The organism is Hymenobacter frigidus (genome assembly GCF_014640435.1).
GTDB classification, from domain to species: Bacteria; Bacteroidota; Bacteroidia; order Cytophagales; family Hymenobacteraceae; genus Hymenobacter; species Hymenobacter frigidus.
This window is the reverse complement of sequence record NZ_BMGY01000082.1, coordinates 1-6079: the sequence shown is the minus strand read 5'-3', so window position 1 is coordinate 6079 and position 6079 is coordinate 1. Positions and strand designations below refer to the sequence as shown.

Sequence of the window (6079 nt, the reverse complement as noted above, 5' to 3'; positions counted from 1 at the left end):
GCTGCGGCCGGGTGACGTGGTGGTGCTCGATAACCTGTCCGTGCACAAGGTAGACGGGCTGGAGCAGGTGGTCAAAAAATACGGGGCGCGGCTGCTGTACCTGCCCCCGTATTCCCCCGATTTTAACCCGATTGAATTGGCCTTCAGCAAACTTAAAACCTGGCTGCGCAAGGCCCAGGCCCGCACCCGTGACGCGCTGGAAGAAGCCATTCGCACGGCGGCCGAATGGATAAGCGAGCACGAGGCCAAAAACTGGTTTGACCATTGCGGCTATCATGTACACTGAATTGGAAACTGCTCTATCTTCCGCCGCAAGGTGCTCGCCTTTTACGATGGTAAGTCGTTAACGCAGTAAGGCCTTCTTATAGCAGCGGGCAGACAAATTTACGCTAAAGATAAAGCCTATATTGTATGTGACTCGCTTTGAGGAAATTACTATTTTAGTGCGGGCCAAAAAGTTAGGTCCAATAAGCCAAATGGCTGCTCATTTATGGACTGCCTTTTTGAACCTCGTTTTCTTGAGTTATTAGATTGGCAGGCCCTAATTTTCAAAGGGACAATAAGTTACGGCTTTCTGACCCTGGCTAGGAACTGCTTACAGTAATTTTACCCCCTGCCTGCTATAATAAGGCCAGTGACTCGTTCGCCATTCGGGGGTTGCCAACTTACCCGGTGCAACGCTTGGTGCAATTGGTGCCTCTTGGACTACCAGACGGGGGTGCGGGTTGCTCTCCGCTGTCGCGTCGTTTCCTTTGCTTCCTTTCTTCTTTTGTCAAGTATGTTCCTTTCTGCCCGTTGCTGGCTACCCAGCTTGTTCTCGTTGATGTTGCCCCTGGCCGGCTGGGCCCAAGGCGCTCCTGCCCCGGACCGCCGCGTCATGGAGGCCCAAGACCTGCCCACACTAGCGCGAACGAGCTTTCATTTTGGCCCCAGTGGGGGGCTTAACGGGGCCGATGTGCGCGGAGTGGAACCGGGCGGCCCCCGCGCCACGACCATCGGGCTCCGGAGCGGATTCGAGGCCGGAGTGGCCGGGCAGTGGGCGCGCGGCGGTCACTGGGCCCTGCAAGCCGGGGCGCGCTACACCCGCCAAGGCTACACGCAACGTGACCAGGTGCTAGTGGCGAATGGCGCGCCGCGCGTGGCGGCCCGGGCGGAGTACCGCCTGAATTACTTGACCGTGCCGGTGAGCGTGGCGTACGCCCAGTTCGCCAACGGACAAGGTATCCAGGGATACGCCGGCCTCTACGCGGCGAAGTTTCTGGCCGGTCGCTACGAAACGTCCGATGTGGCCCCGGGCGCCCCCCCCGTCAGGGGCCGCGTGCGGGCCGCCGACGCCCGGCCTGTCTTTGGGAGAGGCGAGTACGTACGGCCGTGGGACGCGGGCCTGCAAGCAGGCCTGGGGTACCGCTACGGCCCGGCCCTGCTCCAAGTGGGGTACACGCACGGGCTGCGCAGCTTGGCGCCCACCCTCAGCGGCGGGAGCGGGTTCACGGCGTCCCCGTATTACAACCGGGCCGTTCGCCTCTCGCTGACGTATTTCGCCTTCGGGCCCCGGGACTAAACGGCGGGAAATTGTCCCTGGCCGCCCGCAGGTGGTTCCACCGGGAACGACGCCGGGTCAGGGCCGCGCGTTGGAAATCCTCCTTTCGGTGAACGGGCCTTGGTTAAAAGTTTGGTACAGATGTTACGTCAATCCAGCTATTGAATTGATAAACAAGCGCGAGGCACAAAAACGGGCGTTTTAAGGTACTGGCTGCCTACTGCCTCCCGGTGGCTGCTAGCGCGACAAAATGCGGTATCCGAAACGCATAGCGGCAATCAAAGTATCCAACAGGCACTTTTGAGGGCTTTCCGGTACCCCAAATCGGGTGGATGGGTAAGCCATGTAACATCCGTACCAAACTTTTAATCAAGGCCGACGATAGAGAAGTTTTGATTGAGGAAGGCCTCTGGCAGTCCTTGCTATGCGTAGCGAAGGGAACCCCACTACTGAAGGTCGATAAGCCCAGTTGGAGTTAGCAGCAAGGCCTGCGGCGCGCGTTTTCGGCCTCTGAGCAGGTGCTGAAAACGGGTCCTTGGAAATCATACAGGTAATGGGCAAACTTTTCTTATTTGTAATCATTCTAAACAATACTACCTTTGTAGCGTTTTACCGAGCAAAGTTTACCTAATGCCCGTCTTCTTACACTGTTCCCCTGCCGCTATTATCGGCAGCTTTGCCCTTTCCACGCTCGCTTTCATCCCCACGGCCCAGGCCCAGCAGGCACCAGCCCCGGACACCACCCGCCGCCAAGTGTTGAGCGAAGTAACCGTGACCGGCACCGCTCCCCACTTTACCGCGCCCGTGGATGGCACCACGATTACGGCCGGCCGCCGCAACGAGCTCATCAAGCCCCGTGAAGTGAACGCCAACTTGGTGCAGAACAACATGCGCCAGGTGATGGCCCGCATTCCCGGCCTGATGGTGTGGGAAAACGACGGCTCGGGCCAGCAGATTAACATCGCCACCCGGGGCCTGAGCCCCAACCGCAGCTGGGAGTTCAACGTGCGCCAGAACGGCTACGACGTGAGCGCCGACGCCTTTGGCTACCCCGAAGCCTACTACGCCCCGCCGCTGGAAGCCGTTGAGCGCATCCAGCTGCTGCGCGGCGGCGCGGGCCTGCAGTTCGGGCCGCAGTTCGGGGGCCTGCTCAACTACGAGCTCCGCCGCGGGTCCCGCGACAAGAAAGTCGAAATTGAAACCAGCAACACGGCCGGCTCCAACGGCCTGCTCAACTCCTACAACGCCGTGGGCGGCACCGTGGGTAAGGTGAACTACTACGCCTACTACCGCCACCGCCAGGGCGACGGCTGGCGTTCCAACAACCGGTTCCGCGTGGACGACCTGTACGGCAACGTGCGCGTGGCCCTGAGCGAGCGGCTGACCCTGAACGCCGAGCTGACCTACATGACCAACCAGCTGCAGCAGCCCGGCGGCCTGACCGACGCCCAGTTTGCGCAGAACAGCCGCCAGAGCACCCGGGCGCGCAACTGGTTCAGTACGCCCTGGCTGGTGCCGGCCCTCACGCTGGACTATAAGGCCGGCGAGCGGACCCGGGTTAGTTTGAAAACCTTCGGTCTGGTGGCCGCGCGCAACAGCGTAGGCTTTGTTAACGGCCTGCCGGCGCTCGACACCGTGAACCGCCGGACCCAACAGTTTGCCGCCCGCCAAGTAGACCGCGACGACTACCGCAACCTCGGCGCCGAGCTGCGCCTGACTCAGGACCTGGACTTTTTGGGCCGCACCCACACGCTGGCCACCGGCCTGCGCGCCTATCGGGCCACCACGTCGCGCCACCAGCGCGGCACCGGCACCACCGGCAACGACCTGGACCTAACGCTGACCGGCAATGGGCTTTTCACCAACAAATTTGACTTCACTACCACCAACGCCGCCGCGTTTGCCGAGCTGCTGCTGCACGCCGGCACCCGCCTGAGCTTCACGCCGGGCGTGCGCTACGACTACCTGCGCAACACCGGCACCGGCTACCTGGGCCGGGCCGCCAACGGCACCGAAAACCGCGTGGCCGACCAAACCAGCCGTCGCAACGTGCTGCTCTACGGCCTGGGCAGCGAGTTCCAGGTATCAGCTGCCACTAATCTTTACGCCAATTACTCGCGCGCCTTCCGCCCCGTGCTCTTCGGCGACCTGGTGCCGCCGGCCACGGCCGACGTCATTGACCCCAACCTGAAGGACGCCCGCGGCTACACCGCCGAGGTGGGCTACCGCGGCACCTTCAAGAACTGGCTGCGCTTCGACGTGGGCTACTTTTTCCTCAACTACGAGGACCGCATCGGCACCATCCGCCGGCCCGTGCCCGGCGGCACCGCCGGCCAGACCCAGCAGTTTCGCACCAACCTGGGCCGCACCCAGACCCACGGCCTGGAAGCTTACGCCGAGCTGGACCTGATTCATTCGTTGACCGGCAACCTCAACCTGCCCCACCTCGACCTGTTCGCCGCGCTGAGTTTGCTCGACGCCCGCTACGGCAACCTGCCCGTGACCACGCTCACCGGCATGGGCGCCGGCACCCGGATTGTAGAAAGCAACCTGGACGGTAAGTACGTGGAAAACGCCCCGCGCCAGACCCTGCGCACGGGCCTGACCTTTGCCCACAAAGGCGTGTCGGTGACCGGGCAGTTTAGCTACGTGGACGGAGTGTACGCCGACGCCAACAACACCGAGGAGCCCACGGCCAACGCCCAGACCGGCGCCATTCCGGCCTATCAGGTCGCCGACTTTTCGGCCACCTGGAAGCTGGGCCGCGAGGGCCGTTACCGCCTCAGCGGCGGTGTGAACAACGTGTTCGACGCGCGCTACTTCACCCGCCGGGCCGGCGGGTATCCGGGCCCGGGCATCCTGCCCGCCGACGGCCGCACGTGGTTCGCTGGTCTGGGGCTAACCTTGTAGAAGAGGGGGCTGGACAATTTGCCTGCAAACAAAAAGCCGTAGGGGCCCCATGGCTTTCAACCCGAAGCAGCGGACCACGCGGTTCGCTGCTTTTTTTCTTCGAGGCCGACTAGGGCGTGAGGACAATCATAAATTTATTTATTTACCTAAGCCAATCTAGCGTAGCACCAATATGCCAAAAGGCGAGGAAGGAAACGGCGGTTTTTTCGTAGCGGGTGGCCAGGCGGCGGTATTGCTTGAGGCGGCCAAAAAAGCGCTCGACTTTGTTGCGGTCGCGGTAGGTTTCTTCGTCCATTGCCAAGGGTTCTACCCGGTTGGGATGGCTGGGAATGACGGCTTTGATGCCCTTTTCGGTGCAATAGGCGCGGGTTGCGTCGCTGTCGTAAGCCGTGTCGGCCAGCACTTTGCCCGGCTCTAGGTCCGCCAGCAAGGGCAGCGCCTGCGGGCTGTCGCCCGCCTGGCCTTCGGTCGCAATCAGACGCACGGCGTTGCCCAGCGACTCAACGCAGGCGTGAATTTTGGTGCCGATGCCCCTGCGGCTGCGTCCGAGGCACTCGGTGGCGGCGTTGCTTTTTTTTGGCCCGCTGAATGCTGGTGCGCCCGCACGACGGTCGAATCGAGCATGACCCAGTCCAGTTCGGGGGCTTGCAGGGCCTGGAAGGCCCGCTCCCAAACCCCTTTGGTCGCCATGCGCCGGAAGCGCTTGCACACGGTGTTGGATTTGCCGAAGCGTTCGGGCAGGTCGGCCCACGGGCAGCCGGTGCGCATTATCCACACGACAGCGTTGAAAAACAAGCGGTTGTCTTTACCCGTTACCCCGCAATCCATGGCTTTGCCCGACAAAAGGGGACTCACCACCAGCCATTGAGCATCACTAATCTCATGTCTTCTCATAAATAGTTTCTTCGTTATAAACGATTGCCAAAGTAAAGGTAATTGTCCTCACGCTCTAAGGGGTTCTCGTCACAACGGGGCGAGAAATTACGGTAGGGTTCTCGCTATCCCGACAGAAAGCCTCAAGGAGCGTCACTTATTAGTGAGATAGCACGAAAAGACGCATAGCAGGACAGTAAAGGCCGCTTTTTACTTGCTCCATAATGGCCTTACAAAACGAACGTTTTTCGATACGCCTACAAAACATGCTGACAAACAATGATTTGTGGCTTAACGTAATTTTTCGCCCCGTTGTAACGAGAACCCCGTACCCTGCGCTCAGGCCCACATTTTAACGCGCGTTTTTTTGAACAGCGTGCGTTTAAGCCACGACCGTTTGGCTGAACTTGTGTTGCGAGTCGACACTGTTGCGCTCCTAGGCCATCCCGGTTCCCTGCGGGCTCATTTGATCAAATAATACCAGTAAGTGCCAAGCCCTAATTAAACGAACAATGAAGCCGGTATAATCACTTGGCTATGAGAACAAAAGCTGACATCTATTAGCTAAAAGCTAGTGGCTTGGCACTTAGGCAGCGTTCATAAGCAAGTTATTTCAAGGGAGCTGGCAAACGCAGCGGGCGGCCTGATTTGCAAGCCCATCCCGCGCCAACCGCCGCCTAGTGCGTCACATAGAGCGGTTTCCTGTTCCGTGTACAGATTTTCACCTATTTTTCGGTATGAAAGCGTATTCGATTG

The 6079-nt window shown here is 60.2% G+C and carries 3 protein-coding genes and 1 pseudogene; 3 read left to right on the top strand and 1 reads right to left on the bottom strand.

Features of this window, described 5'->3' with window-relative positions:
• The 3 genes from IEW17_RS20380 to IEW17_RS20370 all read left to right on the top strand — a co-directional run.
• A partial coding sequence (locus tag IEW17_RS20380; RefSeq protein ID WP_188563907.1) for a transposase occupies positions 1 to 286 on the top strand: 286 nt, incomplete at its 5' end.
• A 492-nt stretch (positions 287 to 778) separates the two neighbouring features.
• Positions 779 to 1561 carry a porin family protein gene (locus tag IEW17_RS20375; protein ID WP_188563906.1) on the top strand — a complete coding sequence of 261 codons (783 nt, stop codon included), beginning with the start codon at positions 779 to 781 and terminating at the stop codon, positions 1559 to 1561.
• 609 nt (positions 1562 to 2170) lie between these two features.
• Positions 2171 to 4450, top strand: coding sequence for a TonB-dependent receptor family protein (locus IEW17_RS20370; RefSeq protein ID WP_188563905.1), 2280 nt, complete (start codon positions 2171 to 2173; stop codon positions 4448 to 4450).
• Positions 4451 to 4592: 142 nt separating this feature from the next.
• On the opposite strand, the pseudogene IEW17_RS20365 reads toward IEW17_RS20370, so the two are convergent.
• A pseudogene (locus IEW17_RS20365) lies at positions 4593 to 5317 on the bottom strand (IS5 family transposase); the annotation flags it as partial.
• Between the last annotated feature and the right edge of the window lie 762 nt (positions 5318 to 6079).

Coding starts and splice junctions, on each gene's coding strand:
- IEW17_RS20370 (WP_188563905.1), top strand. CDS start 2,171: ATGCCCGTCTTCTTACACTGTTCCCCTGCCGCTATTATCGGCAGCTTT.
- IEW17_RS20375 (WP_188563906.1), top strand. CDS start 779: ATGTTCCTTTCTGCCCGTTGCTGGCTACCCAGCTTGTTCTCGTTGATG.